The following is a 25,936-nucleotide window of genomic DNA, read 5'->3' on the forward strand; positions in this document are numbered from 1 at the left end:
TGACTCTCCGCATGATTCATGCAGAAAATGAGCTTCCGCGAACAAACGCGCTACGTGGGATCGCCTACACGCTTACATCTCGACGCAGCGGTGAATTCGCTGCCCGCTGAAGTACAGCAGTGGGTGACCAATGCCGCAGCAGCCTGACCTTCTCGGCCCGCAGCTCCTAACGGTAACGCCCGCTCGAGGGTTGGAGGGGCCGCGGCTGTGGGTTCGGCGCCTTGTGATATGGAAGGAGCCCGGCGGGGAGAAGGTGCGGGACATTGAGCTTCGTCCCGGCCTGAATATCATCTGGTCGCCGGATGGAGCAGATGACGCCGCTTTAGCAGGTCAGACCAATGCGGTGGGTCATGGGAGTGGCAAAACGCTGTTCTGTCGGCTTATCCGCTACTGCCTCGGCGAGGATCGCTTCGCCACCGAGCCCCAGCGCGAGCGGGTCGGCACTGCATTTCTGAATGGCCTTGTCGGCGCTGAGGTCGTGCTTGATGGGACTTGCTGGGCGATCGTTCGCCCGCTCGGCGCACGCCGCAGACACATGGCTGTGCCGGGCGGAAACCTCGAAGAGATCGCCGCCGGCGAGGGCGCTTCAACCGGGATAGAACCGTTCATCAAAGCCGTCGATCAGCGCATTATCACCACCGCGATTGCCCAGTTGGTTCACCCGCAGGCGAATGGACCCATTTGGCCGATCGCGCTCGCCTGGCTGACGCGGGATCAAGAGTGTCGATTTGATGATGTTCTGGATTGGCGATCGCCGACGTCTGATTCCGATTCCCCGGTGCCCGCAAGCGGGCAGGAGAAGGGGCCAAGGCTTGAGGCGCTACGTTCATTTCTGATGGCGATCACGCCTGAGGAGCAAGCCACGCGTGGGGAAGTGAATAGTCTCAGCGAGCAACGCCGAGTCCTGGATCAAGAGATCGGCCATCGCCGGTGGGAAATCGAGCGAACGCAGACGCGGCTCGTTACGGGTCTCGACCTTGAGGATCAGCCGCTCCCCGAGATGCCATTGCTGATTGACGTCATGCGCAGGTCCGCAGGTGCGCGCTTGGCGTCGGCAAGCCGGGTTCCCACTGACGGCGACGCAGAACTCGTTGCGGCGCGAGAGCAACGGGAGGCTGCGAGAAGTGAATGGGCACGTCTCGACGGCGAACGCATCCGGATCGAGGCTCTCATACCTGCGGAGGAACGCGCATTAGCTATGATTCGGGGGGAGCTACCCGGACTTTCCTACTCAAAGCTAGAGGCGGAGAGTCCGATCTGCCCGATTTGTGAAGTCCCTATAGAGCGAGCCTTGGCAGACGGATGCAAGCTCTCGCACAAGATACCTGATGCCGACGCGTGTCGACAGCGTTGGGATCAACATCAGGCGGATCTCGACGCCCAAGCCAAGCTAGTTGAAAGCTTGCGGCAGGCACAGACGCAGATCTTACCGCAGGTTGCTCTGGCCAAGCAGCGCTTCGATCGATCCGTCGATCGCGTCACAAATATCGAGAAGGCCCGCGATGCCCGAGAGTCCACTTGGTACACCGCCCGCAGGCTCCAGGACGATGTCGAGCGCCTCGCCGAACTGTTCGAAACGCAGGAGGAGGGTATCAAGCGTCTCCGCGAACTGGGCACCAAACTTGAGGCTGCGAGAGAGCGGCTGGGCGCGTTTCGTGACAAACAGGCCCGCCTATTTGGACGGATGAGCCAAAAATTCGACCCAATCATTCGACGGTTGGTCGGCCACGATGCAAAGGGGCGGATCACGCTTACCGGCAATGGTCTTGACTTGTCAGTAGATATGGGCGGAGACCGCAGGACAGCCGCGATCGACTCCCTCAAGGTTCTGGCTTTCGACCTCGCTGCAATGTGCGTCAGCATCGAAGGCGCGACACGTGTTCCGTCGTTCCTACTTCACGACAGCCCACGTGAGGCCGACCTTGGCTTGTCAATCTATGGAAGGCTCTTCGATATCGTTCAGGAGCTGGAGCGCGTCGGCGGAAAGCCGCTGTTTCAGTACATCGTAACGACAACAACGGCGCCTCCAACCGAATTCAGAGAACGTCCGTACCTGCAGCTGAAATTGCATGGCGATCCGCCTGCGCAACGCTTGCTCGGGGTGGACTTATGATTAGCACGGAAGGGCGGCTAACAGCGTATCCATTCGTCCTTCTCTCTGAGCTGCGCGATGCCGCGAACGAGCATGGCTACCGAATTGGCCCTGAAGAAGCCGGTGGATGGATCTTTTTCCGATCGGCCAGCGCACCCGGGGAAGTTGGACTGGCCGCCGTCGGCTCGAGTGGCCCATTTTTTCTGTCAGTAATGCATCAAGGAGTCGCCAGGACTCTTGATGCTTCACCGGCGTCTCCGTGTGCCAAAGGACATGCCGGTGGGTTCGTGTTTGCCACCCTCGATGATTTGCATGCAGGGGTCACTGCAGCGTATCGCCTTTCCGTCAGTTTGCCGAACTTGCCGCTCGAAAAGTTCCAAAAAGCCGTTGTCGGCCTTGGCGATACGGAAGGTGAGCGTATCCAGCGGTTCAGGATAGGGCAGGACATATTTCGGCAGGCACTCATGGAATACTGGAATGGATGCTGCCCTCTGAGCGGAATTACCAGTCCAGATCTTCTGAGAGCTTCACATATGATGCCTTGGTCACAATGTGAATCGGATGCTCAGAGGCTCGATGTCCATAACGGACTCTTGTTGTCTGCGCTGTGGGACGCAGCGTTCGATTCCGGTTTAGTGACATTCGATACCGGTGGAAAGGTCCTACTTTCTTCTCACCTGGAAGCGGCCGCACGTGCAGAATTAAACGTGGACTCTGTCGGGCGTCTGGCTCTTCGTGATGAGCACCAGCCCTATCTCGATCATCATAGAAGTGCGATCTGGAAGGGATAATGACCCGCTGCTCTGCGAGCTGGCGCTTCGTAACCGGTTAGAGTTCCATAAGGTATCTTATGCGATATGTTATAACATAACGCCAGCATAGTTCGATACGGGACACCGCCGCCGACATAATCGACGGCAATGTGGTCTCAGCACACTATTGTGCAATCGGCATAAATGGAGACTCAGGAAACTGTGCTTGGCCGATCGCGAGGGGCTTCCAAGACGGAATTCATCTCATTGGCGTTCAGGGTGCCACGTGTCGCGATCAGGTAAGCCGCCATATAGGCCAGCTTCAGCCTCGATTCCCGATCGCCCCGCGGCCTGTAATTGACGATCGCCAGCCGGCCGGCTTCTTCATCCCGCGCAACGCCTAATAGTCGGTTTGCATAGGCTACGTTCGTAACCTCGCTGGCTGCCCTGCGTTCATCCCACGCACGAACGGCCTCCGCGGTCGCCAGTTGCGCCGCGATATGCCGATCCATCAACTCACCGAGGGAAACCGCAGGTGCCGCCTCACTCTCTTCTTTTTCTCCCGGCTCACACTCCGGCGCTGACGAACTCAAGGCCGTGCTCGGGCGTGGAGAAATGGACCCGGTACCACGGAGCGAACGCGAACTGGATGACGACAACAGTAGCATGGTGGAATGCCTCACCGAACAAGTTGCATTGCGGACGCTAAAACCATTGATTGAGGCTGAAGGCACGATAGGATACGAAGCGAAACGAAATTTGGGCCTATAAGCCATTGGAAAAGAACGGAAAGATTTTTGTCGCACCGCCCAAGGACGGAAGCGATTTCAAGGAACTGTTCAAGCAATTGGCCGCGGCGGGAGCAGGCCGGCCGTTAGGCAGTGACGGGTTTCCGCAAGGCCCATGGACGCCGGAGCTTCTGACAGAGGCGATTTCACAGATCGACTCCAACCGGATCGGGGTCGATTTGCGAACGGTGCAGCTTTGGTTTCAAGAGAACGAGAAGGGGATTAGCCCGTCCAACATTCGTTGGCTGGCGCGGATCTTTGGGTGCGACGATCCGGAAGCGACCAGCGAATGGCAGATGGAGCTCAGCGCGGCGCAATCACGGCTAACCGCCAAGAGGCGAGATTCGAAGAAGGCGGGAAGCAGCACGGCGCTGCGGGTTCCAGATATGCCGCCGCCTGTGACGGTCGATAATCAGACGCAGCCTCCGGGCGATCTGCCACAAGGCATTGATGCCACCCGGCGCAGACAGGGTTTCAGCTTGGCGAATAGATCGGAGGCGCTTTTCAGCCATGGATCCCCCCTGAATTTGCCCGCGTCGATATTCGCGGGTGCCTCCGCCCTCGGGTTTTTGTCGTATATCGTGGGGATCCACAGCGCCACTTATAGCCGGGCGGATGGTGTCGATAAGCAGGTCGGGTTTCTATGGGCGCCGAACTGGACGTTCCTCTTCATGGTGCTCTTGCCGCTATTTCTCGCGTTCGTCATAGAGCTGCTGATCTTCTGGAAACATGACGCGCGCTTTAGGCTGGGAGCGCAGGGCGACCGGTTGGAAAGCGACGATGCCTGGACGCGCAACGTTCAAGCTTATTCGTACACGTACTGGGCGGTTTTCTTGATCTGCGTCTTGTTCGCCGGTCTTTTTCAGTGGATCGGCGTGTGCTTGATCCCGTTGATCAACGGCGGTGGCAACTTTGCGATAGATTGGGGCAAGTTAGCCATTGTGCGCCCTGAAGTCATATCAGTGCCAGTTTCGATTGTTTTCACGGCGCTCGCATATCTCTACATGTGCCTCTGCTTTTATCTTTTTTTCGCGGGCCTCATCCTGCTCCATACGATCGTCCATGATCTTTGGAGAATTGAAGAGGAATCAAAGACACGGCCGGAGGCGGAACATCGGCGCGAGGGCAGCGAAATCGGCCCTAGGGTGATGCGGGGAATTTTCCGGTGCACCGTCCTTGGTGTTCTGGTCGCCATATGCATGAAGGTCCAAAGCTCTTACCTCAGCTCGAACGGAGAAGATATCGTGACCTGGATAATTCGCGATATGTCTTCAGCCCTGTATGAGCATCACGACGGCGGCAATAGGTTCACCTATAGAATGCCAACGCATTACAGCAGCCTCCTTGTCGCCATGTCGACCTGCATCGTTTTTCTGTACGGTTCCATCCGCTTGGGTGTCGGAATGCAGTTTCGCGTGCCTTTGTGGAAGATGTCAGCCGTCGTAGGGTTGCTCTTTGCCAGCTACTTGCTGATCGATGCCTTCGAGGGCTTTTCTATCCTCCTGGGCGTTGGAGTGCTGCTCGCGACATACGGTCTCTTTGATCCAGAGTTTGGGCGATGGCGAGCAAGCGAGTTAGGAAGCAACCAGAGTGTATCATAATTGGCTTGATCGTTGGGACGAGCGGCGGGCGCGGCGCGGTGAGGAAGCGAAGAAAGTAGCGGGTTTCATCCTCGACGCCCGCCTGGCCTTTCCGGGCGCGAAGAGGATAGAAACTATCGACGAGTTTTGTGTCCTTGCGGACCAGGCCCTGTCTGATTCAAGCTTTTACGATGAGCCGAGCGGCAGCGGTCAGGGCTTTGAAAGGCACGATGAGTGGCTCAGATTTCCATCGGACATTTCTACTGACGTCGAAGAGAACAACGTCGCTTGGGCAAAAATCACTGAGAGCGGCTCGCTCGAGCAGGCATTGGTGATTTTTCATCACTGGAATGCCAGCGCCCGAAATCGTCAGATTGCCAAGTTTTTCTCGCAGCGCGGCATCACGGTTGTCGAGATTGCTATGCCTTATCACTTCGAACGCAGCCGTCCCGGCTCGCTGTACGCCGATTATATGCTTAGTTCGAATCTCGGCCGAACGATCCAATCTGTAAGGCAGGCCGTATGGGATGGGCGAAAGCTCATCCGTTGGCTGAAGAGCGAAGGCTATCGAGAGGTCTCGGTTCTCGGCATGAGCCTTGGCTCCTGGGTTGCGGGATTGATCGCTGCGCACGATCCGGCCGTATCGAAGGCCTCGTTATTTTTGACGGCGGGTAGTCTCGCTGACATGGTTTGGACGGGGCGCGCGACCCGATCGATACGTGATAGCCTTGAGCCTGTAATTGAGCTCACCGAACTCCGAAGGGCATGGGGTCCGCTCAACTTGGAGAATTACGCGCATAATCTGGCACGGTCCGATCTCGAACTTCACGTCGTATTGGCTACGAGGGACAAGGTGGTATTGCCCGACCTATCGAGACGCCACATTCAGAAGCTGAAGGACGCCGGAGCCAGGCCGAATGTTTTGGAATTGAACTGCGGTCACTATTCGCTCGCCATGCCGCCTTACATTTTACTGGCGGGTTTGAGCTTGAAGCGGTTTCTATCGTGTGGGGACAAATCGGCCCGGCGAATATCAAGTTGGCGTCGGCCGCTGTCAAAGTGACACCCAGGAAAGATCGAGAGCCGCCTAGTGAGGCGGCTCAACGCTGATCAGCGCGTCGAATGCGGCCTCTTCCCGCTGGTGCTGCGCGACGGCGCGCTCCAGCTCGACCGCGATCTGCTGACGCTCGCCGGTGTCGACGGATGCCGCCAACTCGGCCCGCAATTCCTGAATTTCGTCGTAAGTAGTCATCGTCAGCTCCTCTGATTGAAAACAGAGGCTGCCCCCCGAGCTGATGGGCTTGGGTCAATGACCGCCAAGCGGCCCGGAGGGCAGATGGGGGAGCCGATTTTGTCGCTCGCGGGAAAATTGGGGGAACCGTCTGTCATTGAGGCAAGCCCATTAGCTCGGTAGGATCGTCCTATGTTGAGAAAGAGAAACTAACCTTTCCGTATCGCACCGAAACAACGGCCGAAGGCCGCATATATTCACCGCCCTCTCTCCCCCACAAGCACCAAACCGGTCTCCCCATGCTTCGGCCGATGGCCTGCAGCACCGGACGGCTGCGCCGACACGGCCCTGCGGGTGGGGGATCCCCCTCCGGTTTAGTGCTTGTCCCCCTCTCTTCCGCTGCTCCGCGCGAGCTCGGGAGCAGGAGCGGGGCTCCTGCCCTCCCTTCGATTTGGGAGGTCCGGTAGTTAGCGCGGAACCTGGGATTGAGGGTGCGATGACAGAGGATTTAGGGATGGAAGCCGCGGTGTCGTTGGACGCGATGATAGAGCGGCATATAGCGGCGCTATCGGCGACTTCTGAAGCGGTGCGCGAATGGGATGAACGCCGCGCGGCTGGCGATGTGACCAACGTGGTCTACGCAAACGCTCTGCTCGAGGTGACGAAAGAGGAAGAGGCCGCCAGGCTAAGTATCGTGAACCACCGGCCGTGCAACGATCAGCAAGGATGGCAAAAGTTGACCTACTTGGCCGCGTATTTGTTCGCCACGCGAGGCTCGCTCAAGCTGGAAGAAATGGATGCCGTCTTGAGCACGACCGAGCCCGTGGAGTAGGCCTCTGCCCTGGCCTGGCAATGTGCTGGCTCGAGCGTAAAGGGCATAAGAATAAAGCCGCCTTGTTGGGCGGCTTCTTTCTTAGTTGATGGTGGCGATCCACTCGCCGGATGCTGACTTTGCGAAGCCGACGATTCGATCAATAGGCCGCGCTTCGGGTCCCATCTTGACTGAGGTCATGCAAGCGACACCTGGCCCTGCCCCGGCCTTGTCACATTGGCCGAGTGCCAGAGAGATTTCCGGCAGATTATTCCGATCCCAAACGAGAGGAGACGCCGCATGTGCTTTGCGGTAGGCGGCCAATGCTTCGGCTTCTGTCGGCGCTTCAACAGTCGGAATAGGGCAAAGCGATGGATCAGCGGAGATAGCCGCAACCAGTTCTGCTTTCGAGATGGCCTGAGCTTCAACTTTCGGCTCGGAGGTTGCAATGTAGGTGCCGCCGGCGCCAGCCGCTATACCGAGGGTGGCTGCGATCGCGATTATGGCGTTCTGGTGCATGGATTCTTCCTCTTAGGCAAGGCTAGGTGCGTAGATTGAACCAGAAGCGCTCTTTGACGCCCTTGTCGTTGGGAATGTCGAAGAACCAGGGACTTGCGCGCCGCGGACGGGGGGACGTTACCTGCACCTTGCAGCCGTTGTAGCGATCGTCGCGATTCCCGAAATGGTCGCTGTTGCCGCTGATGGACCTTACCGTCACGCCGTTACCCTGGTTGGCGTCCTCGTCACCATAGAGGCGGTTGTACTCGCCGCGGTTCTCGCATCTGTCCACGACCCGGACGCATTGGTCCTCCTCGTTGCGGCGGCGCAAGCCGTTGTCGTTCCCATCATCGCTAGAGGTGGGGCGCGACCCTGCAGGGCAGTCCTCGAACTCTTCCCGGCCTGGCTCGCCGGCCTTCGCCTCGTGACAAATGGGCCAATCAAATCCCGGCTTCGACATTGCGGCGATCAGCCTCTTCATCGGGGGCACGCAATAGGGAACGCGCTGCCAGGACGGATTTTGCGAGGCAGCGCAAAGGAGAACCTGGCAGCCCCAGGAAGCATCTTCTGCCTTTGCTCCCGTGGGCGCGAAGGCAAGCGCAGCAAGACCGGCTGCGGCGTAAAGCAGGTGTTTCATTCAGTTGGCCCTCATGATGTTGCGGCTGGGCCCGATCGACGAATAGCTTGTCGAGCGGTGTGACGTGCTGCACTCGGTCGCCCGCTGCGTAGATGACGGCGGCAATGAGCGCGAAGGCTGAGAACCAGAAGGTCCCGATGCGGAAGAGCATCGGCTGGTTGGGAATGTCCCGGCAAAGCGGTGGAAAGGCGAATAGGCCGACGAGAAAGCTGTCCAGCGCCAGATGACGTTGATCGAGAAAGAGGATCGAAACGATCAGGAGCGCCAGGGCGAACGGACCGTGCACCCACCAGATTCTTTCCGAAGCGACGATGAGCGCAAACGATAAGGGAATGGCGAGCATCAAGCTCGCCAGCGGATCGGTTGCGAATGAGCTCGCAATATGTGCGAAGTCGGGCAACTATCGGTCTGTCCTCTTGGGCTTTTTCCGCGCGTCGATGAAGGGGGGCGATATTTCGCTTTCCCGTTCGACAAGCAGGTTGAAATCAGCGATCGGCTGGCGGTCTAGCGTCTTGTCGACGGCCTTGCGACGCCACTCGTTCATGTCGAGCACGTATGTGGCCCACATGCCGTAGCGGGCCGCCATCGCATGCTGCTGATAGACGAGGTATTGGCTGTTGTATGAATAGGGCGACGCGACACGCGCCCATCCGACACGAAGCATCTCGGCCGCAATATCGCGGCCGGCTGAGGTGCAGCGGGCCTGGGGGATACCGTCACTGCCATACGCTATGACGGTACATTCGACCGGTTTGCTGCCAATGGTCCTCTTGAGCCACGCCTTTGCAAGTGGGCCGCACGGAACGGGTGGAGGCGCCTTTTGCCGCTCGCGATCCACCCACCTGGGATCAATCGCCCACTGTGGGAGCTCGCATGCGTCGATCTCGATGAGGCGAACGCGCTGCGCATATTGCGGATACCACAGGGTGCGGCCGTCCATGACGGCGACTCGGCCATTGTAGACCGGATTCTGGTAGATCGGAGCCTCGCTCGATTTCTGCGGTGGCCGAGCCGCTGCAGTCGGAGGCTCGATGAGATCCGCGGCTGTGGCTGCGTGGGGGATCGTAGCGAGCGCGGCGGCTGCAAGTAGGTGTCGCTTCATTGATCTGCCTTCTTGGTTCGCGCATTCACCTCGCGGCTCAAGAGAATGGCCGGATGCTGGACGTCTTCGAACTGCCAGAGGCCGGCACGCTTATCGCGCGCAAGTTTCTCGGCCACGGCATAGGGGACGTGATAGGGCATGCCCTCACCGTTCAGGGCAGCGAAGGCGTATCCGCTCGTGATCAGGACGTTTGCCAGATCAAGCCGCTCCTTCCCAACTGTGGCGTAGCAGACGACGTAAGCGATACCGTCTTTCTTCACCACCGGGGCGCAAACGGGTTTGGTGTCTTTGATATAGGCCGCCAGCACGGCAAGGGACGCCTCGCCGCAGTCGCGTTTCTGCCCGTGCTTGTCCGTATAGCCAGTGCCGCGCAAACAGGACTGGACGCCGTAGAGGCGGAATCTTTCACCATTGGAAACCCACGTGTCGCCAGTTTCCAGGGTGACGCCAGGAAGAAGATCGAAATAGCCTGCCGGCGCTGCGGATACGGATGTCGGCAAGAGAGCCAACAGAAGGCAAAGAGCCTTTCTCATTGACCCTTCACCCTCGGATCGGCCCACATCCCGAATGACCCCTTCTGCCCAATCTCCTCAGCTTTGGAGAGATCCGGACGAACGGGAGTCCCATCTGGCTTTTTTGCGAGGCGGAGCGCGCCGAGCGACAAAAGCTGCTCCTCGAACATATCGACGGAGTCGAGGCTACCGGGGAAATTATAGTAGCCGTAGCAGGTGGCGTTCTGGACGGGCGAACCTTGCTCGCTCACGAAGGCACGGCAAAACACGACCTTCGGGTTTTGCAACAGGATTTGAAGCTGCTGCTGCGCATAATCGGTGCAGCTCCCGGCGAAGTCTTCACTGCGATTGACCATTTCGCCCTTGCATGGCTCCAGGCCGAAAAGGTGCAGTGTTGTCTTTTCATCCACGCGAAAGTCGGTCGGTGAAACGGCCTTGAATCCGGCCGTTGTTGCATAGCCCTTCCGATCGGCGATCTTCCCGCTTCCGTCGTAATATTCGAGCACGAGAACCGTCTTGCCCGGCGCTGCGAGCGATTTGATGTAGTCCTTGTTGATGTCCGAGAGGGACAAAGCAGGTGTTCCGATAGCGCAACTTGCGAGTGCGGCGATGATGGTCCGTTTCATTTTCTAGCCCTAACCCGTATTGCTTCAGCTCGTTCCCCTGCAATAGGGGGTTTAAGTCTGCCTCGAAAAGTTGTATCGCTGAACCAAATCGATGCGACACCTTCACCAGATTAATTGGTTTTCGTTTCGATCACAACACCGCAAGTCAGGCGCGTGGCGATGGAAAAAAGGGCTAGATTTTCAGGCGTTTTGAACTGGGCCGCTTTGGCGGGAAGCGCCCTTTTGTGCACGAGTTGGGTTCAGATTTCTTACGCCCAAGATGGGCAGAAATCATCAGGTATCATAGCAAAAATAAGCACTTGGCCGAACGAGCGCAAGGCGGAGCTTGCAACGAACTTCGATGAGCGCTGGCGCGGCTCAGAGAAGGAGTTCGTGCTAGGCGCTGATGGCGTAGTAAAGCAGCAAGATGCGGTTCAGAACATAGCTGACAACAGCCCCCATGATTTTGGGGGTCTGCATCATATTGATTCAGCTTTAAGCGATATCGCTCCCTCCAAGGACGTGCCGAAAAGGGTTGACGAACCGCAAGTTCGCCCAGGCTCGATACAGCAAATTGATGCTGTTCGGCAGATCAATGACAACACCAACGACGTGTATGAGTGCGGTCCGTCTCCGCTCAGCCCGGAAGAGGTTAAGTCTCTGGTTGTGCAGACGGCGCGCAAATTTCGCGTCGATGAAGTCTTCGCGACGGCCATCGCCTGGGCGGAGAGCGGCTTTGACCAAAGCCGCAATTCGCCAAAGGGCGCGCGCGGACCCATGCAGCTAATGCCTGCTACGGCTGCGCGGTTCGGCGTCAAGGACATCTGTGATCCCGCACAGAACATCGAGGGCGGGATGAAGTACCTGCGCTTTCTGCTTGATGAGTTTCAGAACCCGCTCCTGGTCGCGGCTGCCTACAACAGCGGCGAACAGCGGATCTACCAACACGGCGGCATCCCGCCGTTCCAGGAAACAGTCGGATACGTCGCCAAGGTGGTGAACTACCAACTCGGGCTGCCAATGCCGTCGGCAAATGGCAAGGCGAGGCCGGCCGCCGCTCCGCAGGCGGTCTCGGATGCGAGTGACAGCGGCGACGCCGGTGTCATCGCCGTGAAGAAGACCGGCAAGTTTGTCGGCGGTGTCATGCACTTTTGAAGGAGAGAAGCATGCAATTTGAAATGCAAACGAGGAAGTCTCAGGCGTTGAAGCTCGCAGCCACGCTCGGCATCGTGGCGGCATTCCAGGTCGCGGGGGCCGATGTGGCTCTCGCGCAGAGTGCCGGCGGCGCCTTCGGGCCGCTGCAGACGGCGGTACAGATGATCGTCGATTTCATCACCGGCCCCTTCGGTCGCCTGCTCGCGATCATTGCCGTTATCGGCCTCGGCTTTCTGGCATTCGCCGGACGCCTATCGTGGTTCACGGCCGGCGCGGTCGTAATGGGCATCGGTCTGGTGTTTGGCGCACCGGCGATCGTCGACGAGATGATTTCGGCGGTCGGTCAGTGACCGATGAGTGAGTTTCAGGACGAAAAACCAGTTCTGACGCCGTTGGTGATCGGGTTAACCCGGTCCCCAACGCTTTGGGGCGTCCCCTACATGGCGGTGGTGCTGATCGTCGGCGTCACCATTATCGGCTGGCTTGCAACGAACGACCTCCTGGCATTGCTCATAGCGCCGGCTGCTTACCTTGTCCTGTTCTCGCTCTGCACCTGGGACAACAGGATCCTCGATGTGATGCAGGTGACGTCCCGCAAGACCCCCCGCACGCCCAACAAGCGCTTTTGGGGCACCAACTCTTACGGACCGTGACCATGCTGAAAGTCGTCAAAGAAGAGCTTGGATTCGGCCGGGTCGCCAGCAATGAGCGGCCCATGTCGACTCATATTCCGTATCTGCGGCACGTCTCCGATACCGTAATCGGGTTGGAAAACGGCTCGCTTCTAAGCGTCATAAAACTCGATGGACTGTTCTTCCAGACGGAGGACCAGGCTGAGCTCAACATGCGGTCGGTCGTGCAAAACACGATGATCCGCGCCTTGGGATCGAGCCGCTATTCTCTTTGGTCGACCGTGATCCGGAGAGAGGTCGAAACGCAGATCGGTGGCGCGTTCGATGAACCATTCTGCGACCTGTTGAACAAGCGCTACATGGGGCAACTGCGCCATAAGCGCATGTTCACAAACGAAATATATCTGACGGTCGTGCGTTCTGGAATGCGGGGCGCCCTCGGCGTTGGCGACTCGTTAAAGAGGCTCTTTGACAAGGCCAACAAGGACGCTCGGGTCCAGCAAACGCGCGAAGATGTTACCGAGCTCGAGGAGCTGATCGGCAACATCGCCCGCGATCTGCACAAGTATGGAGCCCGGGCACTCGGAATTACCTATCGTCGCAGGAATGATCGCAGGAATGACGACGAGGCCAAGATCGAAGGGCGTGAAGAGAAGGAGAAAGGCGAGCCCTACTCCGAACCCTGCGAGTTCTTCAATGCGATCCTGAGCTGCGGTGTGCCGCGCAAGATGCGCCTGCCCCGCATGGGCATTCGCACTTATGTCGGAACCTCGCGACTGCATTTCAGCAAGCGGACGATGCAGGCTCAAGCAGCTGTCGATGAAGACACCCGCTTCGGGGCGCTGCTGTCCATCAAGGAATATCCGCCCTTCACCGGGCCGGGAATGCTGGACGGCCTGCTGCAGGTGAACCACGAATTCATTCTGACGCAATCCTTCACCATCGCCGACAAGCCGATCGCTCAAGAACGTATTAGTCGATTGCAGAGGCAGATCAGAGCCTCGGACGAGTCCGGTAGCTCAGTCGAACAGGATATCGACTATGCGCTCAATAGCCTGATGAACCAGGAAGCCGTCTTCGGTTTCCACCATCTTTCGCTCCTTTGCCTCTCTCGCGATCTCCCGGGCCTTAGCCGCACCGTTTCCGAACTCGGTGCTTGCCTCACCGACATGAACCTCACCTGGCTTCGCGAGGATCTGAACCTCGAAGCGGCATTTTGGGCGCAACTGCCCGGCAATCACAGCTACATTGCTCGCAAAGCGATGTTGTCGAGCGCGAATTTTTCCGGCCTGTCCTCGATGCATAATTTCGCGACGGGCCAGGCCGATCGCACTTATTGGGGACTGCCGATCACGATCCTCGAAACCACGTCGCAGACGCCGTACTGGTTCAACTTCCATCGCCGCGACATCGGGCACTTCCTCGTCACGGGACCAACCGGCTCCGGTAAAACGGTCGCTTTGACCTTCCTGCTCGCACAGGCGATGCGCGTTTCACCGACGCCGAAAGCCGTGTTCTTCGACAAGGATCGCGGTGCGGAAATCTTCGTAAGGGCGATTGGCGGTTCATATGAGGTGCTGTCACCGGGAACGCCGACCGGCTTTAACCCGCTGCAGCTCGAAAATACCGGCCCAAACCGCGAATTCCTCCTTCGCCTCTTGAAGGCAATGCTGCGCTCCGGTGATCGCAGTGACTTCACTCAGGAAGACGAGGATACGCTTGAGCGGGCGATCGTCCGCCTGATGCAGGAACCTGCGGCGGAACGAAACCTAGCGAACCTGGCCGCCCTGCTTGTGGGTCGGTCGCGGGCGGATGCCAATGACCTTCACTCTCGCCTTCGTCCTTGGATCGAAGGTGAAAAGGCGTGGCTCTTCAACGCTCAGCACGACGTCCTCTCTTTCTCGGGTCGCAGCGTCTTTGGGTTCGACATGACGAACATCCTCGGCAACGAGGAGCTCCGCACGCCGGCGCTGATGTACCTCTATCATCGCCTCGACGAGCTGCTCGACGGAAACCCCGTCATGTTCTTCATGGACGAGGGCTGGCAGCTTCTTATGGACGAGACCTTTTCGGCGTTCATCGTCGACAAGATGAAAACCATCCGCAAGCTCAACGGCATTGTTGGCTTCGGCACCCAATCCGCGGCGGATATCGCCAAGGCAAAAGCCTCGCATACGCTGATCGAGCAGTCGGCGACGAACATTCACTTTCCGAACCCCCGGGCCGACGAAGAGAGCTACATCAAGCGCTTTGGCCTGACGGTGAAGGAATTCAACTTCATCAAGAACACTCCGCCTGAAAAGCGAACTTTCCTGATCAAGCACGGCAATGACTCGGTCATCGCTCGGCTCGATCTCTCCGCCATGCCCGATCTCGTCAAGGTGCTTTCCGGCCGCAAGGAGACCGTCGAAGAGTGCGCGGCGCTTCGGGAACAATATGGCGACGAGCCTGAAAATTGGCTGGCTGAATTTTGCGGATGGGAGAAGGCCGAATGAGGAAGAGTCCTGCTTTGTGGGTGATTTCTGCGCTGTGGCTTGGTGCCTTCGGAACGGCGCACTCTCAGGTGCCGGTGCTTGACGGCAAGGTGCTCGAGACCGACACCAAACGCGACCAGACGACGACGGAAATCGAGAAGACGGATAGTGACCGTCATACGGTCAGCAAGAGCGTGACCTGCTCGATGTATCGTCCAGGTCGCAGCGGTAACGCCGCTTCCGCTGCAACGGCCAACCCGGAAATCACCGGCCTGGTGAAGCGAGTGGCCCAGGAAGAAGGCGTCGACGAAAGCCTCTTCATGGCGCTCGTCTACCAAGAAAGCCGGTTCAATCCGTGTGCGAAGTCACCGGTCGGCGCCATTGGGCTTTCTCAGCTCATGCCGGGTACGGCAAAGGATCTCGGGGTCAATCCTTATGACATGGAAGACAATCTCCGTGGCGGCGCGCGCTATCTGAAACAACAGCTTCGCCGTTTCAACGGCAACACCAATCTGGCACTGGCCGCCTATAACGCGGGGCCTGGCAACGTCCAGAAGTACGGCGGGATTCCCCCATTCAAGGAAACGCAAGGGTATGTCGGGAACATCACCCAAAAGTGGCTTCCCGCCTTCGGCGGCTCCGACGTTGCCAACATCCCTGTGAACTATGGTGGCGGTTCCACAGCCTTCACCGGTATGCGGGATTCTACGATCAATTCGATGGCGACATCCCAAGCGATCGGGGACAGTAGCGGAAACGTTGCCTCCTGGCTGCAGCAGTTGGGCGCAATGTCCAGCGGGACCATTCAGGACAGTTGGGACCACAACACTGGCGCGCGTAATGCCAATCTCGAAATGATGAACCAGGCTATCCGGCTCGGCACGACGATGGCGGATCTCATGAATTCCCGAAATGCAGTTGATGTCGGCGGCCTGTCCGGCTCTGCGCGCACCAGCGAAATCAAGAATGATAACGACGAGGAGGATCGCGAAACGACCGGCGTTTGCGATCCCCGCGAGGGCCTTGAATGGGGCCCGACAGATAGGGCTTGCGTCCAGAAGCGGGAGCGCGAAGCCAACGTAAATCTGATGTTGACCGCTCAATGAGGAGAACTGCCATGAAGCGTTTGATTTTAGCGGCGTGCTCGGTGGCCCTTGCGTCCGCAGCTTTCGCGCAAGTCCCGGTCATCGACGCTGCTAATCTTGAGATCGCCCAGAGGACGTCGACGACGACCGACCAAATTCTTGGGACGAATAAGGAAGTCCTGAAAACGGTCCAGGAGACCCTTCAGGCGGTGACCGGGGATCGCGGTAGCGATGCAAACCAGATGCAGAACCTTGCCGTTGGTAATGGATTCAGCGTCTCCCAGATGCCGTCCTTCGACAGCCTGATGTCGGGCGGCGTTCCGAATTTCGGAAGCATGGGCGGCGATATTGCCAAGGTTGCAACGACCTTCATCAATGGGCTGCAACTGGTGAAGAACCTGTCCGGGCAGGCGGGCAGCTCGTTTTCAGGCGACAAGTCCTATGAAGAGATGGTGAATACCGTTCTCGGTGTTGCGGCGCTCGTTAATGGCTCGCAACAGGCCGTCCAGACGCGCCGCACCTCGTTCGAGCAGGCGGGCGCAAACATCGGTCAGGCCAAGGATATCAAGGGCTCGATCGATCAGAACACACAGCTTCAGGTCCAGGCAGGCCTGACGATCAACGAGCTGATCGGCGTCATGAATGGTGCTGTGTCCTCGCTCCAGGCCGATAACCAGCGGCGCCTGACGGACATTTCCAACTCCAAGAAGGCGCTCTCCTACAGTGACCAGTAAAATCACCATGACGGCAAAGGTTCTGTTTTCAATCCTGATCGCGGCCGGCCTCGCCGGCTGCGGTACGGCGGCCAAGGAGAAGACCGCACCCTGCAAGAGACCTGCCAATCTAACTTCTTACGCGCCGGATCCTCGCCAGGAATGCGGACCGATGATGAGCGTCAATGGTGATGCAGCGGCCGCCCTGGCGGCAATCGAGGCAATCGCGGCTGAATAAGGACAATTTGCAACGATGCACGATTTCTTGGGCGATCTGCTCGACAGAATTGAACAGACAGGCGCGGATTTCTCTGAGCAAGCTTATGGGATTGTCGGCGATGAGATCGTGCCGCTGCTCACCATCATGTTCATCGCATATGTGGGATACTACGGGCTCCAACTCTTCATGGGAACGGCCCGGATCAGCGTCAGCGAGATCATTGGTCGCGTGGCCCGTATGTTGATCATTCTGGCGCTGGTCAGGGAGTGGGACTACTTCAACACTCTTTTCTATTCCTGGCTGAATAACACTCCGGAAGATGTGGGCCGGGCGATCCTGACCGCCACCGGGACAGGCATCACAGAGCCGACAAACGGCCTTTCGATGATCTGGAAAACGGCAAACGAGGCCGCTTCTGCCTTTGCGGAACAGTCCGGTTATTTCGCGGTACTCCCGTCCATGATCGGTTTTCTGATCATGCTTGCAGTGGCGGTTTTCATTGCAGTGGCTCTGGCGATCCTACTCCTTGCCAAGGTGATGATGTGGGTGCTGATCGGGACCGCACCTATCTTCATCGGCTGCATGCTCTTCCAACAGACAAGAGGCATGGGCGTCGCCTGGTTCCAGCAGGTGCTGATGTATGCGCTGATCCCACTATTCGTCTACGTCGTGGCTGCATTCCTGATCTCAGCCATGGACCCGGAACTGACAAAGGTCACGAGCGCTGCAAACCAGCGGGAACTTCAGCTTAGCGACATTTCCGCTTTCCTGCTCCTCTGCGCCGCGGGCGCATTTGTCCTCTTCAACATTCAGGTTCTCGCGCAGGGCATTACCGGTGGCGTGGCCGCCGGCATTGGCAACGTAGCGCGCGCCGTCGGCCGATTTGCAGGCATATCGGGGCCATTATCCACCCTGTCAAGCGGGCAACGTCTGGCGGGGTCAATTGGCAACGCCGGTATGCAAGCCAGGGCACGCATCCAGGAAGGCATGAGAACCAATATTCGCAACGCCGCTGCTGAGGCGATGCAGAACCGCATTAGCAGCAACAGCATGCCTCGCTGAGGCGCGAATTCAAGGGCTAGAACGAATGGCAGAAACGAATGACGCAGCTCTTCGGAGCTACTTTCAGGACGGCGATCGTTGGGAGCAGGAGATCGTCAAAAAGGCCAAGCGATCGCGCTCGCTCGCATGGTTCGTCACGACGATTTTCGGCGCGATTACCCTGCTGTCACTGACGGCATTGGTGATGCTCGTTCCGCTGAAGAGCTTCGAGCCGTACATCGTCGAGGTCGACAAGAATACCGGCTATATGGAGGTGAAGACCGGTTTAACCAGGTCCGCCAAGCTGACCGACCAACAGGCGGTCACGCAGGCGAACGTCGTGCGCTACATCCGATCTCGCGAAGGCTACGACCCCTTCGCCATTGAGCAGAATTTCGGCATCGCCGCCCTACTCTCCACTGATGATGCGGCCCGCGAGCTGCAGGAGCTTTACAGCGCGGCAAATCCCAGCAATCCCGCAAAGGTCCTCGGCAAGAACAAGAAGGTCACGGTCGACATCAAGTCTGTCACCTTCTCCAATGCGAGCACGGCCTTGGTCCGTTTTTCCACGACCGAAAAATCGGACACGGATTCGATCTTGCGTCACTACATTTCAGTCCTTCGCTATCGCTATACGGACACGCCGGCGACCAACGAGTGGCGTTTTGAGAACCCCTTGGGCTTCCAAGTCTACAACTACCGTCGCGATCAAGAAACGGTTACGCCGGGAGGTGAGGAATGATCAAACGCCTCCTGCTTTCCGCGGCCTGCGCGGCCGCGATGATGACTCACGCCCATGCTGCGCAGGCACCTCGCCCGGGCAGCCTCGATTCGCGCGTGACCAGCGTCGTCTACCAGTCCAATAACGTGGTGAAGGTCTCTGCCACCTACGGCATCTCCACCATGATCATCTTTGACGAGGACGAAAAGTTCGAAACGATCTCGCTTGGCGACACCGACAGTTGGCAGGTTGCCCCTTCCGAGAGGGGCAACATTCTGTTCGTGAAGCCGATCGCAAAGAACGTCGCCACCAACATGAATGTCGTGACCAGCAAGAGGATCTATTTCCTCGAGCTCAACGACCATGCTCCGTCCGATGGCAAGCAGGTGTTCGGGATCCGTTTCGTCTATCCCGAGAAGGATCTAAATGCCGCGCTCCGCAAGGAAGCTGAGTACCGGGCAGCAAACCCGAACGTGTCGAATGTCGAGAAGGCGAACGTCAACATCGACTATTCGTTTTCCGGTGATCCGGCGTTGAAGCCCTTGGTGATCTTCGACGACGGGAAAAAGACCTTCTTTAAGTTCGGCAGCCGGATCCCGGCGATTTTTGCTGTCCAGGCCAACTTTTCCGAGACGCTGCGCAATTTCCGGAAGGAGGGCGAATACATCGTCGTCGATGGTGTCGCGACGCAATACACGCTGCGCGAGGGCAATCAATGGACCTGCATCTTTAACCTTCGCAAGCCCGACTTCGGCGCTCCGGATCCTGCCATTCTCGGTCCGGCTCCTGACACCAAGGCGACGAAACGTAGGAGGAGCGGCAACTAATGAAGCGCAGCCCTGAACTTGAGGCCATGACGGCGGCCGATGAGACGGCCGTCAGCAACAGAAACGCTGGGCGGAATCAAACCATCGGCATGGCCGCCCTGCTCCTGGGGGGCGCTGTCGCCGCCTATTTCGTGCTTGCCACGGCAGGGGAAAAGCCGCGTGACGTCGCCGATAGCGATGAAGAGTTTCAGACGACCACCTTCCGGCCGCCGTCATTCGTGCGTGAGCAAGAAGAGCCGAAGCCGGAGATAGAGCCTGCAGTCATCAATCTGCCCCCTCCTCCGGAGCCAGTTGAAGAAGAGCCGGCCGATACCACGGAGTTCAAGGTTCCACCGCCACCAGAGGTCGTTGAAGCCACGCCCGAGATTGCGCCTGTCGAAGAGTTTCCTGAACGCTATAGGTCGGGTCTGATCTCGCTTGATCAGAAAGGCAATGGCAACGGCAACGGCGGTTTTCCAGGCGAAGACGAGTCCGGACTCAGCGTTGCCGGCGAAGACCGCAACAGCAAGTACCTCGCTGCGGCCTCGAGTCTCGCCGATCGGAGCGCAAAGGCGCGTCAGATCGAACGCATCGACGCAATGATACCGGAAGGAACGTTGATCCCAGGCATCCTCGAGACCGCGATTAACAGCGATCTGCCCGGCCAGATTCGCGCGATCACGTCGCAGGACGTCTATTCCTTCGACGGGAGGCGCGTCCTCATCCCGACTGGGACGCGCCTCATAGGCGAATACCAGTCCGAGATCACCCGAGGGCAAAAGCGTATTTTCGTCATCTGGACCCGGCTCATTCGCGATGATGGCGTATCGGTGCGCCTTAACTCCATCGGCACGGATAGCTTGGGACGCTCGGGCTTGACCGGTCATGTCGATAACAAATGGCGCGAGCGGTTCGGCTCCGCGATCATGCTTTCGGTCGTCGGCGCCGGCGCCAGCTTCCTGACCGGCTACGGAAGCGACGAGGCATTCGGTGACAACAACAGCGAGGCACAACGTGGCGAGGAGCTCGCCCGCGAAACCATCGCCGAGACGTTCTCGAATATGGCGAACCAAGCCTTGAGCGAAAACCTTCGTATTCCTCCCACTATTAGCGTCAGCCAGGGCGAGCGGATCTTTGTCTACGTACGCCAAGACCTCGATTTCAGCGCCATGTATGACGACCCGGTCACCGAAGCGATGAAGGAGATTCAACGTGAACGTCGCCGCAGGTAACACCACTACGATCAGACGCGATCCCCATTACTTCCTCAACCGCGCTCTTGAACCGATCAGGGAATTTCTTGACGATCCGAGGGTGGTGGAAATCGCCGTCAACAAACCGGGCCATGTCTATGTGGAACGGTTTGGCGCCGATTACATGGAGCATCATCGAATCGACGCCCTGACGGGTGATGAAATCCAGAACGTCGGCGAGCGTGTTGCGGCTGCGACGAACCAGTTCATCAGCCGCTCCAAGCCAATCCTCAGCGCCGCTCTCCCGACCGGCGAGCGTATCCAGATCGTCTTGCCGCCGGCGGCACCCGAAGGCGGCTCGATCTCGATCCGCAAGCAGGTGGTCAATAACTTCACGCTCGAGGAGTATCGCGACAACGGTTCGCTCGATAAGGTCTCTGTAGCCGTCGGCGGCCTCAGCGACATAGATCGCGAGCTGATAGGGCATCTGCGGGCCAATCGGATTTACGATTTCATCCATAGCGCCATCACCAAACGGGTCTCTATCATGATCAGTGGCGGCACTTCCTCCGGCAAAACGACCTTCCTCAATGCCTGCCTGAAGAGCGTAGATCAGCATGAGCGGATCATCACGCTCGAGGACACGCGAGAGCTCTTCCCGCCGCAAGCAAATGCCGTTCACCTGATCGCGTCGAAGGGCGACCAGGGCACAGCGGACGTAACCATTCAAAGCCTGCTCGAGTCATCCCTCCGCATGCGGCCGGATCGCCTGTTCGTCGGTGAAACTCGAGGAGCGGAGGCCTTTTCCTTCCTCCGCGCAATCAACACTGGCCATCCCGGCAGCATGTCGACGGTTCACGCCGATACGCCGATGGGCGCTTATGAACAGCTCGCCATGATGATGCAGCAAGCCGGCATGTCGGCGGGTTTTTCGAGGCAGGATCTGATGTCGTATATCCAAATGGTCATCCCGATCGTCATCCAGCTCCGCCGTGAAGGCGGCAAGCGCGGGGTCTCTGAAATCTTCTTCGCCCGGGATGAGTCATGACGAAGCAGCTCCAGGCTTTCTACCTACTCTTTTGCGTCGGGATAGCGCTCGTTGCCTGGATGCTCGGGTACGGCTTGGGGCTTCAGCTCTTCTATAAGGACGGTCGGATCCTCGAAACGACGATCACGAGCAATCCCTTCGCTCCGATTCAACAGCTCTGGCATTACAAAACGAGCCCTGCCCTGCAGAAGGTCGCGCTTGGTTCTATGGTGCCGGCGCTGCTGGTGGCGGGCCTCGTCGCCTACATCGGACTGAAGCCGACGAGCAGCCCGTTGGGGGATGCTGCGTTTCAGGACATAGCTTCGCTCCGGCGCGGGAAATGGTTCCGCAAACCGGGCCATATCTTCGGGCGGATAGGACGGAACATTCTCCGCACCAAGGACGACCGGCATCATCTGATCATTGGCCCGACACGCTCCGGTAAAGGCGCGGGCTATGTGATCCCCAATGCGCTGATGCACGAAGGCTCGATGATCGTCACCGATCTCAAGGGCGAGGTGTTCAAGGCGACGGCGGGTTATCGCCGGCAGAACGGCAGCCAGGTGTTCCTATTCGCGCCCGGCTCCGAAAAGACAAACAGCTATAACCCACTGGACTTTATCCGGCCGGAGCGCGGCAATCGCACGACCGACATTCAAAACATCGCCAGCATTCTTGTGCCCGAGAACACGGAATCGGACAATTCCGTTTGGCAAGCGACCGCGCAACAGGTCCTTGCCGGCGTGATCAGCTACATCACGGAAAGCCCCTTCTACAAAGACCGGCGCAACCTCGCCGAGGTCAATTCCTTTTTTAACAGCGGCGTCGATCTCCAGGCGCTCATGAAATACATCAAGGAAAAAGAGCCCTACCTTTCGAAGTTCACAGTCGAGAGCTTCAATTCCTACATCGCCCTATCGGAACGCGCCGCCGCGTCTGCTCTCTTGGACATTCAAAAGGCGATGCGGCCATTCAAAAATGAGCGGATCGTTGCAGCGACCAATGTCACCGACATGGATCTTCGCGCAATGAAGCGCCGGCCGATCTCGATCTACCTGGCGCCGAACATCACCGACATCACCCTGCTGCGCCCTCTCCTCACCCTGTTTGTGCAGCAGGTGATGGATATCCTCACGCTCGAGCACGATCCAAATTCCCTCCCCGTCTACTTCCTGCTCGACGAATTCCGGCAGTTGAAGCGGATGAACGAGATCATGACCAAGCTGCCCTATGTTGCCGGCTATAACATCAAGCTCGCCTTCATCATCCAGGATCTGAAGAACCTCGACGAGATCTACGGCGAAACCTCCCGGCATTCCCTGCTCGGCAATTGTGGCTATCAGCTCGTCCTCGGTGCCAACGACCAGGCCACAGCCGAGTACGCATCACGCGCGCTCGGAAAGCGCACGATCCGTTATCAGTCGGAATCCCGCACGATCGAATTGATGGGCCTGCCCCGCCGCACAAAGGTAGAGCAGATTCGCGAACGCGATCTGATGATGCCGCAGGAGGTCCGGCAAATGCCGGAGAACAAGATGATCCTGCTCATCGAAGGGCAACGGCCGATCTTCGGTGAAAAGCTGCGGTTCTTCCAGACGCAGCCGTTCAAATCAGCCGAGGCGTTTTCTCAAGCCAACATTCCGCAAGTCCCGGAAGTCGATTATCTGGCACCGAAGCCCGTGCCGGCGACAACTCCTGAATATGCCAAGGGGGGAGATCCTTCCGTCGAAATGCCCTCGCCGGCGCCAGCGAAAGAGGACAAGCCTTTGACGACCGCCGCGGCGGAGGCAGCTCCGATCAAGGCCGAACCTGCGGCAGACGGGAAAGCTGCAGCACCTGCCAAACGCACGGTCAATAAAAAGGCGCTGCGCCCGAAGCCTAAGGCGACTGCTGCAAACACTGGTGGTGGGGAAGCATCTGTAAGCCTCGATGCAATGGAAGCCCGGATAAAGGCCATCGAGGAAGGCCTCAAACCAAAGGCCGCGCAGCTCAAAGAAGTGGTCGACACGAAAGCTGAGAAGCTTGGCGACAAGTCCCCGACCAAGCGCCGCAACATCATGGACATCTTCAGCACGACGATACCTGATCCAGTCGACGTAGGAATGCCGGCCGAATAGCTGTGAGGAGACCGCTTCCGGACCCGTTGCGGTCATCTGCGACAGTCGTCATGAAGGGCTCGATTGAGCCCAAACCGGTCATCAGCTCTTGCTACGAATCGCGCAGTCTAATAAAAGCCCGCTACAGGCTAGACCCAAGCCTCCCCCCTCCTTTCGGGGAAGCATTTCACATGTAGGGTGACCATATCTCATCGAACCATCTGTTCGAGCGTCGCATTAGGAGGGGTTGCGGTCAGGCTCGCAATGGAGGTTTTTGATGAAGCTTTCTGCACCAATATTCCAGCTCAAACGCCGAGCCAAGCTGATGGCTCGTAGTAACGGCTTCCACCTCAACGAAGCACTGGATCGGATCGCCCGCGAGGAAGGATTCGCTCAATGGAGCCTGCTTTCCGCGAGCATGTCTGCTGGCCCACTATCTGAAACAGTCCTGTCGCGGCTCGACGACGGCGACCTGCTATTGATTGCGGGTCGACCAGGTCATGGCAAGACCAAGCTGGGTCTTCAGCTTTTAATTGATGCCGCTCGCGATGGCCGTCAGGCCTTGCTTTTTACGCTAGAGTTCACCGAGCAACAGGCGAGAAAGCATCTTAAATCGTTGGAGGCATCCGGCGGCAACATTGCCGAGACCGTGCAGATTTTCACATCCGATCAGATTAGCGCCGAATATATCATCCAACACATGTCTGGATTAGAATCCGGCGCAATCGCAGTCATTGATTTCTTGCAACTGCTTGACCAGCAACGCAGCAAACCGGTGCTCTCCGAACAACTTCGAACTCTGGGTGATTTCGCAAAACGCACTGGCATTGTCCTGGGTTTCATTGCCCAGATAGACAGGTCATTTGAATTGGAGGGCAAACGGCTTCCTGACATCGGAGACGTTCGCCTGCCGAATTCCGTCGACTTGGGTCTCTTTTCCAAAGCATGCTTCCTCCACAATGGAGAGGCCCAGTTACAGGACGTTGCATAACTGCCAGCCGCGACCATTGAGGTCGCGGCATTTCTCTCATGACCGCTTTTGGCGCAATCCGAGCGATCTACTCGGCAGCTGTCGGCCCTTGGGGTCTTGTTTAGGGAACTGGCTCAGATGTTCGTGAGTGATCTTCCAGACATTCGCTTCTCTACGAAGGATAGTTGTTCCTCGCCCACCGCCTTCCAGAGCGCTACCATTTAAAATTGCCCTCCACCGGAAGTGATAGGTGCATCCGGCACAATCTTTCGACTGGGCAACCCACTCCAGGTTTTCTAACCAATAATTTTCAAGAGGAAATTTTTTCCAGGTTTCCTCAAAGGCTTGCCGTATCTGCTTCAGTCCACAAAATGATCCGTCATTGAACCAGAATATCGCATTTGGTGAAATTAACGGCACCAACTGATCGAAGTCGTGCATATTAATCTTGGCTTCATATTGTTCGAGTGTCTCCTCTGGGCGCATTTGTTGTCCCCGCTAGTAAGACCAAGTCCGTCATTTTCGTGGGAAGAAGATAGCGACTTCCCAGGCCCAGGCAATGACCGCTTCTGGCGCATTCAAGTCGTCCAGCCCTGTCGCCGGCGACGTCTGCTTTCGGGCAGCGGTCAAGTTGGTCTCTATAGCCGATATGGGCGCGCGATGCCGCCCTAAACAGTGCTTGAATGAACATCGGCTCACCCGTCGGATGCGGGCCGTTTGACTGCGACGGGCCGTTCCATAAAGCAATGAGTATCAGAGCGGCCTACGTCTACAAACCCGTGGCGTTTATACAGCGAGCGTACGGGATTCCAGTGTAGATGCTCCAATCTCACTGAGAGGGCCAAACTGTCTGCCAGCTTTAGGCAATGGGCGAGTATCTTCGCACCGGTGCCTTCCCGCTGAAAGATCGGGAATAGGTAAAACTCGCCGAACTGGATGTGGCCAGCCAGGACTTGGAACGAAAGTGTTCCAAGCCGTTTTTCGCCCCTCCTCACCACATAGAATGGCTTCTCCCGATACCGGCTGTCGTGCACGTCACGCTGGAAGTTGTCGTCCCACCCCCATCGTTGAATAATATATGGCCCTATCGCAGCACGCTTCACCTCAAATGCGAACTCCTGGTCTTCGGGGGAGGTTCCGAGTTTGGGGAAGGACAGGTCAGGTGGAAGGTCCGGGATATTCATGCTTCAAAAAT

The 25,936-nt window shown here is 57.9% G+C and carries 28 protein-coding genes; 19 read left to right on the forward strand and 9 right to left on the reverse strand.

Annotated features, from left to right (window positions below):
• The first annotated feature begins 253 nt into the window (after window positions 1-253).
• Window positions 254-2,113: a chromosome segregation protein SMC gene (locus AC1Q6Z_RS34195; RefSeq protein ID WP_435269029.1), complete on the forward strand. Its 1,860-nt coding sequence runs from the start codon at window positions 254-256 to the stop codon at window positions 2,111-2,113.
• 266 nt (window positions 2,114-2,379) lie between these two features.
• On the forward strand, window positions 2,380-2,883 hold the full coding sequence (locus tag AC1Q6Z_RS34200) for an HNH endonuclease (RefSeq protein WP_492650623.1): 504 nt from the start codon (window positions 2,380-2,382) through the stop codon (window positions 2,881-2,883).
• Window positions 2,884-3,056: 173 nt separating this feature from the next.
• On the opposite strand, the gene AC1Q6Z_RS34205 is transcribed toward AC1Q6Z_RS34200, so the two are convergent.
• Window positions 3,057-3,356 (reverse strand): hypothetical protein, encoded by a 300-nt coding sequence (locus tag AC1Q6Z_RS34205; protein ID WP_435269027.1) that lies wholly within the window; start codon window positions 3,354-3,356, stop codon window positions 3,057-3,059.
• Between the two features lie 263 nt (window positions 3,357-3,619).
• Between AC1Q6Z_RS34205 and AC1Q6Z_RS34210 the strand changes: the two genes are divergently transcribed.
• Both AC1Q6Z_RS34210 and AC1Q6Z_RS34215 read left to right on the forward strand, forming a co-directional pair.
• Complete coding sequence (locus tag AC1Q6Z_RS34210; protein ID WP_492650624.1) at window positions 3,620-5,233, forward strand: RcgA family putative transporter; 1,614 nt, start codon at window positions 3,620-3,622, stop codon at window positions 5,231-5,233.
• Entirely contained in the window at window positions 5,223-6,275 is a 1,053-nt protein-coding gene (locus tag AC1Q6Z_RS34215; protein ID WP_435269025.1) for an RcgR family putative quorum lactone hydrolase, read from the forward strand. Before AC1Q6Z_RS34210 ends, AC1Q6Z_RS34215 begins: the two co-directional genes overlap by 11 nt.
• Window positions 6,276-6,299: 24 nt before the next feature.
• Here AC1Q6Z_RS34215 and AC1Q6Z_RS34220 read toward each other — a convergent pair whose 3' ends face one another.
• Entirely contained in the window at window positions 6,300-6,464 is a 165-nt protein-coding gene (locus AC1Q6Z_RS34220; RefSeq protein WP_435269024.1) for a hypothetical protein, read from the reverse strand.
• 475 nt (window positions 6,465-6,939) lie between these two features.
• Between AC1Q6Z_RS34220 and AC1Q6Z_RS34225 the strand changes: the two genes are divergently transcribed.
• Window positions 6,940-7,275 (forward strand): hypothetical protein, encoded by a 336-nt coding sequence (locus AC1Q6Z_RS34225; RefSeq protein ID WP_492650625.1) that lies wholly within the window; start codon window positions 6,940-6,942, stop codon window positions 7,273-7,275.
• An 81-nt stretch (window positions 7,276-7,356) separates the two neighbouring features.
• Here AC1Q6Z_RS34225 and AC1Q6Z_RS34230 read toward each other — a convergent pair whose 3' ends face one another.
• The 5 genes from AC1Q6Z_RS34230 to AC1Q6Z_RS34250 all read right to left on the reverse strand — a co-directional run bounded on the left by AC1Q6Z_RS34230 (window position 7,357) and on the right by AC1Q6Z_RS34250 (window position 10,629).
• Entirely contained in the window at window positions 7,357-7,773 is a 417-nt protein-coding gene (locus AC1Q6Z_RS34230; protein ID WP_435269022.1) for a hypothetical protein, read from the reverse strand.
• A 22-nt stretch (window positions 7,774-7,795) separates the two neighbouring features.
• Window positions 7,796-8,389 (reverse strand): hypothetical protein, encoded by a 594-nt coding sequence (locus AC1Q6Z_RS34235; RefSeq protein ID WP_492650626.1) that lies wholly within the window; start codon window positions 8,387-8,389, stop codon window positions 7,796-7,798.
• Window positions 8,390-8,789: 400 nt separating this feature from the next.
• Window positions 8,790-9,491: a thermonuclease family protein gene (locus AC1Q6Z_RS34240; protein ID WP_492650627.1), complete on the reverse strand. Its 702-nt coding sequence runs from the start codon at window positions 9,489-9,491 to the stop codon at window positions 8,790-8,792.
• Entirely contained in the window at window positions 9,488-10,024 is a 537-nt protein-coding gene (locus tag AC1Q6Z_RS34245) for a thermonuclease family protein (RefSeq protein ID WP_492650628.1), read from the reverse strand. Before AC1Q6Z_RS34245 ends, AC1Q6Z_RS34240 begins: the two co-directional genes overlap by 4 nt.
• A complete protein-coding gene (locus AC1Q6Z_RS34250; RefSeq protein WP_492650629.1) occupies window positions 10,021-10,629 on the reverse strand; it encodes a hypothetical protein in 609 nt (202 codons plus the stop codon). The genes AC1Q6Z_RS34245 and AC1Q6Z_RS34250 overlap by 4 nt, the downstream gene beginning before the upstream one ends.
• A 222-nt stretch (window positions 10,630-10,851) precedes the next feature.
• Here AC1Q6Z_RS34250 and AC1Q6Z_RS34255 point away from each other — a divergent pair, with 222 nt between their 5' ends.
• From AC1Q6Z_RS34255 to AC1Q6Z_RS34320, 14 genes are all read left to right on the forward strand, one after another.
• On the forward strand, window positions 10,852-11,763 hold the full coding sequence (locus tag AC1Q6Z_RS34255) for a lytic transglycosylase domain-containing protein (RefSeq protein WP_492650652.1): 912 nt from the start codon (window positions 10,852-10,854) through the stop codon (window positions 11,761-11,763).
• Between the two features lie 11 nt (window positions 11,764-11,774).
• Window positions 11,775-12,113, forward strand: a complete 339-nt coding sequence (locus AC1Q6Z_RS34260; protein ID WP_017265136.1) for a TrbC/VirB2 family type IV secretion system protein — start codon at window positions 11,775-11,777, stop codon at window positions 12,111-12,113.
• 3 nt (window positions 12,114-12,116) lie between these two features.
• A complete protein-coding gene (locus tag AC1Q6Z_RS34265) occupies window positions 12,117-12,416 on the forward strand; it encodes a VirB3 family type IV secretion system protein (RefSeq protein WP_492650630.1) in 300 nt (99 codons plus the stop codon).
• Window positions 12,417-12,418: 2 nt separating this feature from the next.
• Entirely contained in the window at window positions 12,419-14,890 is a 2,472-nt protein-coding gene (locus AC1Q6Z_RS34270) for a VirB4 family type IV secretion/conjugal transfer ATPase (RefSeq protein ID WP_492650631.1), read from the forward strand.
• On the forward strand, window positions 14,887-15,975 hold the full coding sequence (locus AC1Q6Z_RS34275) for a lytic transglycosylase domain-containing protein (RefSeq protein WP_492650632.1): 1,089 nt from the start codon (window positions 14,887-14,889) through the stop codon (window positions 15,973-15,975). Before AC1Q6Z_RS34270 ends, AC1Q6Z_RS34275 begins: the two co-directional genes overlap by 4 nt.
• An 11-nt stretch (window positions 15,976-15,986) precedes the next feature.
• On the forward strand, window positions 15,987-16,688 hold the full coding sequence (locus AC1Q6Z_RS34280; RefSeq protein WP_492650633.1) for a type IV secretion system protein: 702 nt from the start codon (window positions 15,987-15,989) through the stop codon (window positions 16,686-16,688).
• Window positions 16,678-16,905 carry a hypothetical protein gene (locus AC1Q6Z_RS34285; RefSeq protein ID WP_492650634.1) on the forward strand — a complete coding sequence of 76 codons (228 nt, stop codon included), beginning with the start codon at window positions 16,678-16,680 and terminating at the stop codon, window positions 16,903-16,905. The genes AC1Q6Z_RS34280 and AC1Q6Z_RS34285 overlap by 11 nt, the downstream gene beginning before the upstream one ends.
• Window positions 16,906-16,920: 15 nt before the next feature.
• On the forward strand, window positions 16,921-17,949 hold the full coding sequence (locus AC1Q6Z_RS34290) for a TrbL/VirB6 family protein (protein ID WP_492650635.1): 1,029 nt from the start codon (window positions 16,921-16,923) through the stop codon (window positions 17,947-17,949).
• Between the two features lie 25 nt (window positions 17,950-17,974).
• Window positions 17,975-18,670 carry a VirB8 family type IV secretion system protein gene (locus AC1Q6Z_RS34295; RefSeq protein WP_492650636.1) on the forward strand — a complete coding sequence of 232 codons (696 nt, stop codon included), beginning with the start codon at window positions 17,975-17,977 and terminating at the stop codon, window positions 18,668-18,670.
• Window positions 18,667-19,476 (forward strand): P-type conjugative transfer protein VirB9, encoded by an 810-nt coding sequence (virB9, locus tag AC1Q6Z_RS34300; protein WP_492650637.1) that lies wholly within the window; start codon window positions 18,667-18,669, stop codon window positions 19,474-19,476. The genes AC1Q6Z_RS34295 and virB9 overlap by 4 nt, the downstream gene beginning before the upstream one ends.
• On the forward strand, window positions 19,476-20,687 hold the full coding sequence (virB10, locus tag AC1Q6Z_RS34305; RefSeq protein ID WP_492650638.1) for a type IV secretion system protein VirB10: 1,212 nt from the start codon (window positions 19,476-19,478) through the stop codon (window positions 20,685-20,687). The genes virB9 and virB10 overlap by 1 nt, the downstream gene beginning before the upstream one ends.
• Window positions 20,668-21,696, forward strand: coding sequence for a P-type DNA transfer ATPase VirB11 (gene virB11, locus AC1Q6Z_RS34310; RefSeq protein ID WP_492650639.1), 1,029 nt, complete (start codon window positions 20,668-20,670; stop codon window positions 21,694-21,696). Before virB10 ends, virB11 begins: the two co-directional genes overlap by 20 nt.
• Window positions 21,693-23,792, forward strand: coding sequence for a type IV secretory system conjugative DNA transfer family protein (locus AC1Q6Z_RS34315; protein WP_492650640.1), 2,100 nt, complete (start codon window positions 21,693-21,695; stop codon window positions 23,790-23,792). Before virB11 ends, AC1Q6Z_RS34315 begins: the two co-directional genes overlap by 4 nt.
• A gap of 256 nt (window positions 23,793-24,048) precedes the next feature.
• The gene (locus tag AC1Q6Z_RS34320; protein ID WP_102764959.1) at window positions 24,049-24,762 is read left to right on the forward strand and encodes a DNA helicase; all 714 of its coding nucleotides are present in this window, start codon (window positions 24,049-24,051) and stop codon (window positions 24,760-24,762) included.
• A 36-nt stretch (window positions 24,763-24,798) separates the two neighbouring features.
• On the opposite strand, the gene AC1Q6Z_RS34325 is transcribed toward AC1Q6Z_RS34320, so the two are convergent.
• Window positions 24,799-25,227, reverse strand: coding sequence for a YybH family protein (locus tag AC1Q6Z_RS34325; protein WP_492650641.1), 429 nt, complete (start codon window positions 25,225-25,227; stop codon window positions 24,799-24,801).
• 209 nt (window positions 25,228-25,436) lie between these two features.
• Entirely contained in the window at window positions 25,437-25,925 is a 489-nt protein-coding gene (locus AC1Q6Z_RS34330; protein ID WP_492650642.1) for a GNAT family N-acetyltransferase, read from the reverse strand.
• Window positions 25,926-25,936: the final 11 nt, after the last annotated feature.

It is taken from the genome of Shinella sp. GW835-FHT14H05, from assembly GCF_058793575.1.

Coding starts and splice junctions, on each gene's coding strand:
- AC1Q6Z_RS34205 (WP_435269027.1), bottom strand. CDS start 3,356: ATGGATCGGCATATCGCGGCGCAACTGGCGACCGCGGAGGCCGTTCGT.
- AC1Q6Z_RS34220 (WP_435269024.1), bottom strand. CDS start 6,464: ATGACTACTTACGACGAAATTCAGGAATTGCGGGCCGAGTTGGCGGCA.
- AC1Q6Z_RS34225 (WP_492650625.1), top strand. CDS start 6,940: ATGACAGAGGATTTAGGGATGGAAGCCGCGGTGTCGTTGGACGCGATG.
- AC1Q6Z_RS34230 (WP_435269022.1), bottom strand. CDS start 7,773: ATGCACCAGAACGCCATAATCGCGATCGCAGCCACCCTCGGTATAGCG.
- AC1Q6Z_RS34235 (WP_492650626.1), bottom strand. CDS start 8,389: ATGAAACACCTGCTTTACGCCGCAGCCGGTCTTGCTGCGCTTGCCTTC.
- AC1Q6Z_RS34240 (WP_492650627.1), bottom strand. CDS start 9,491: ATGAAGCGACACCTACTTGCAGCCGCCGCGCTCGCTACGATCCCCCAC.
- AC1Q6Z_RS34245 (WP_492650628.1), bottom strand. CDS start 10,024: ATGAGAAAGGCTCTTTGCCTTCTGTTGGCTCTCTTGCCGACATCCGTA.
- AC1Q6Z_RS34250 (WP_492650629.1), bottom strand. CDS start 10,629: ATGAAACGGACCATCATCGCCGCACTCGCAAGTTGCGCTATCGGAACA.
- AC1Q6Z_RS34260 (WP_017265136.1), top strand. CDS start 11,775: ATGCAATTTGAAATGCAAACGAGGAAGTCTCAGGCGTTGAAGCTCGCA.
- AC1Q6Z_RS34265 (WP_492650630.1), top strand. CDS start 12,117: ATGAGTGAGTTTCAGGACGAAAAACCAGTTCTGACGCCGTTGGTGATC.
- AC1Q6Z_RS34270 (WP_492650631.1), top strand. CDS start 12,419: ATGCTGAAAGTCGTCAAAGAAGAGCTTGGATTCGGCCGGGTCGCCAGC.
- AC1Q6Z_RS34275 (WP_492650632.1), top strand. CDS start 14,887: ATGAGGAAGAGTCCTGCTTTGTGGGTGATTTCTGCGCTGTGGCTTGGT.
- AC1Q6Z_RS34280 (WP_492650633.1), top strand. CDS start 15,987: ATGAAGCGTTTGATTTTAGCGGCGTGCTCGGTGGCCCTTGCGTCCGCA.
- AC1Q6Z_RS34290 (WP_492650635.1), top strand. CDS start 16,921: ATGCACGATTTCTTGGGCGATCTGCTCGACAGAATTGAACAGACAGGC.
- AC1Q6Z_RS34295 (WP_492650636.1), top strand. CDS start 17,975: ATGGCAGAAACGAATGACGCAGCTCTTCGGAGCTACTTTCAGGACGGC.
- virB9 (WP_492650637.1), top strand. CDS start 18,667: ATGATCAAACGCCTCCTGCTTTCCGCGGCCTGCGCGGCCGCGATGATG.
- virB10 (WP_492650638.1), top strand. CDS start 19,476: ATGAAGCGCAGCCCTGAACTTGAGGCCATGACGGCGGCCGATGAGACG.
- AC1Q6Z_RS34315 (WP_492650640.1), top strand. CDS start 21,693: ATGACGAAGCAGCTCCAGGCTTTCTACCTACTCTTTTGCGTCGGGATA.
- AC1Q6Z_RS34320 (WP_102764959.1), top strand. CDS start 24,049: ATGAAGCTTTCTGCACCAATATTCCAGCTCAAACGCCGAGCCAAGCTG.
- AC1Q6Z_RS34325 (WP_492650641.1), bottom strand. CDS start 25,227: ATGCGCCCAGAGGAGACACTCGAACAATATGAAGCCAAGATTAATATG.
- AC1Q6Z_RS34330 (WP_492650642.1), bottom strand. CDS start 25,925: ATGAATATCCCGGACCTTCCACCTGACCTGTCCTTCCCCAAACTCGGA.